This window comes from Streptomyces calidiresistens (assembly GCF_014141525.1).
Taxonomy (GTDB): domain Bacteria; phylum Actinomycetota; class Actinomycetes; order Streptomycetales; family Streptomycetaceae; genus Streptomyces; species Streptomyces calidiresistens.
In genome coordinates this window covers 1-2,202 of the sequence record NZ_VKHS01000849.1, presented here as the reverse complement: position 1 = coordinate 2,202, position 2,202 = coordinate 1, and the positions used below count along the sequence as shown (strand labels likewise).

Sequence of the window (2,202 nt, the reverse complement as noted above, 5' to 3'; positions counted from 1 at the left end):
ACGGGACAGCTTCTCTCCTCCTTCCCCTGCTTTCCCCGTCCTTTCTCCCGTTTTCGCGCACCCTCGCCGGAATCCGGGGTTTCCACCCGATGCCGGCGATCCCGGGTATTTGCCGTGAAGTGACCGAATGCACCCCGAGTTCCCTTTCGTCGCCCCCACCTCGCTTTGCTAACCTGCGACGAGTCGGGCCCGGGGCGTCGGTCGGCACGGCACCACCGAAGAGCGCCCGTCCGGGACCGGCCCACCCGCCATCCGCCCGAGGGAGATCCGTGTCGCACGCGCCGCCACCACCCGCCGAGCCGCCTCGCATACCGGAGCGCCCTCCGTGGGACCCGCCCGGCGCGGAGCCGGCGACCCCGGGCGACGCCGGTGATCCCGGGCGACGCCCCGGCGCACTGGAGCGGTTCGCCGCGATTCCCCGTCCCGCCGTCATCGGCGGCGTGGTGGTTCTGGCCATCGGCGGGGCGCTGCTGACCGGCTCCCTGATCGGGGGCGACACCATCGCCCCCGAGACCACCGTCAACGGCGTGGACATCGGCGGGCTCACCCCGGCCGCCGCCGAGGAGCGGCTGGCGGACGAACTGGGCCCCGTCGCCGACGCGCCCATCGAGATCGTCATCGCCTCCCCGGACGGCTCCGGTGGGGGGTCCGAGCCCCTCGAGGTGGACCCGACGGCCGCCGGGCTCGCGCCCGACTTCGCGGCGACCGTGGAGCGGGCCGATCGCCCCAGCCTGCTGGGGCGCCTCCTGGGGCGCACGGGCGGCGAGGTGGACCCCGTGGTGACCGTGGAGGAGGAACTGGCCCGCGAGGAGCTGACCGCGCTCGGCGAGGAGGGCGGCACCGAGCTGCGCGAGGGCGCCATCTCCTTCGAGGACGGCGAGCCCGTGGTGACCGAGCCGGTCGCCGGCACCGCCCTGGACGTGGACGGGGCGCTGCGGGAGATCCGGTACGCCTACCTCAACGACTCCGTCGAGCGACCCGTCGAGTTGCCGGTGGAGCAGGCACAGCCGTTGACCGACGAGGCGGAGATCGAGCGGGCCCTGCGCGAGTTCGCCGAGCCCGCGATGTCCGCCCCGATCACCCTGACCGCCGGCGGGGAGAGCGTGTCGGTGTCCCCGGCCGTGCTCGGGAACCACCTGCGCATGGAGGCGGACGGGGACGGCACCCTGGTGCCGGAGTTCGACGGGGCGGCCCTGGCCGGGGACCCGGCCTTCACCTCCGCCACCGACGGGATCGTCCAACAGCCGCGCGACGCCGTGCTGGGGCTGGACGGGGAGAACGTGGTGGTCCGCGAGGACGCCCGGATCGGCCGCGAACTGGACGCCGAGCGTCTCACCGACACGATCCTGCCCCTGCTCACCGAGGAGGGGTCGGCGCGCTCCGCCGAGGCCCCCGTCAACGAGGTCGAACCGCGGCTGACCGCCGACAACCTGGACGAGTTGGGCATCACCGAACAGATGTCCTCGTTCACCGTCAACTTCGACCCGGCGCCCTACCGGATCACCAACATCGGGCGGGCGGCCGAGCTGATCAACGGCTCCTTGGTGATGCCGGGTGAGATCTGGAGCTTCAACGAGACGGTCGGGGAGCGGACCGAGGAGAACGGCTTCGTCGAGGGCATCATCATCCTCGACGACCAGTACCAGACCGCCGCGGGCGGCGGTGTCTCGGCCGTGGCGACGACGATGTTCAACGCCGTCTTCTTCGCGGGCGTGAAACCGGTGGAGTACGGGGCGCACTCCTTCTACATCGAGCGCTACCCCGAGGGGCGGGAGGCCACCGTGGCCTGGGGCCACCTGGACAACCGCTTCGAGAACGACTCCGGCAACGCCGTCTACATCCTGGCGAGTTCCACGGACACCTCGGTGACCATCACCTTCCTGGGCACGAAGAAGTACGACGAGATCGAGTCGGTCACCGGGCCCCGGACCAATGTGGTGGAGCCGGGCACCCGCGAGGCCGTGGCGGACGACTGCGTGCCGCAACCACCGCTGGAGGGCTTCGACGTCGAGGTCGAGCGGGTGTTCAAAAACGGCGGCGAGGAAGTGAAGCGGGAGTCCTACCGGACCCGTTACACCCCGCGTGACGAGGTGGTCTGCGAGGACTCCGGCGGCGCGCCCGGTGACGCGGCGGAGGCCGCGGCCGACGGCGAGGCAGCCGAGGCCGAGGAGTGAGTTCCCGGGGGCCGGGCGGTCGATGAAC

The 2,202-nt window shown here is 72.1% G+C and carries 1 protein-coding gene; it reads left to right on the top strand.

The window, feature by feature from the left end; genetic code table 11:
* Nucleotides 1-269: 269 nt before the first annotated feature.
* Nucleotides 270-2,174, top strand: a complete 1,905-nt coding sequence (locus FOE67_RS23400) for a VanW family protein (protein WP_323385357.1) — start codon at nucleotides 270-272, stop codon at nucleotides 2,172-2,174.
* Nucleotides 2,175-2,202: the final 28 nt, after the last annotated feature.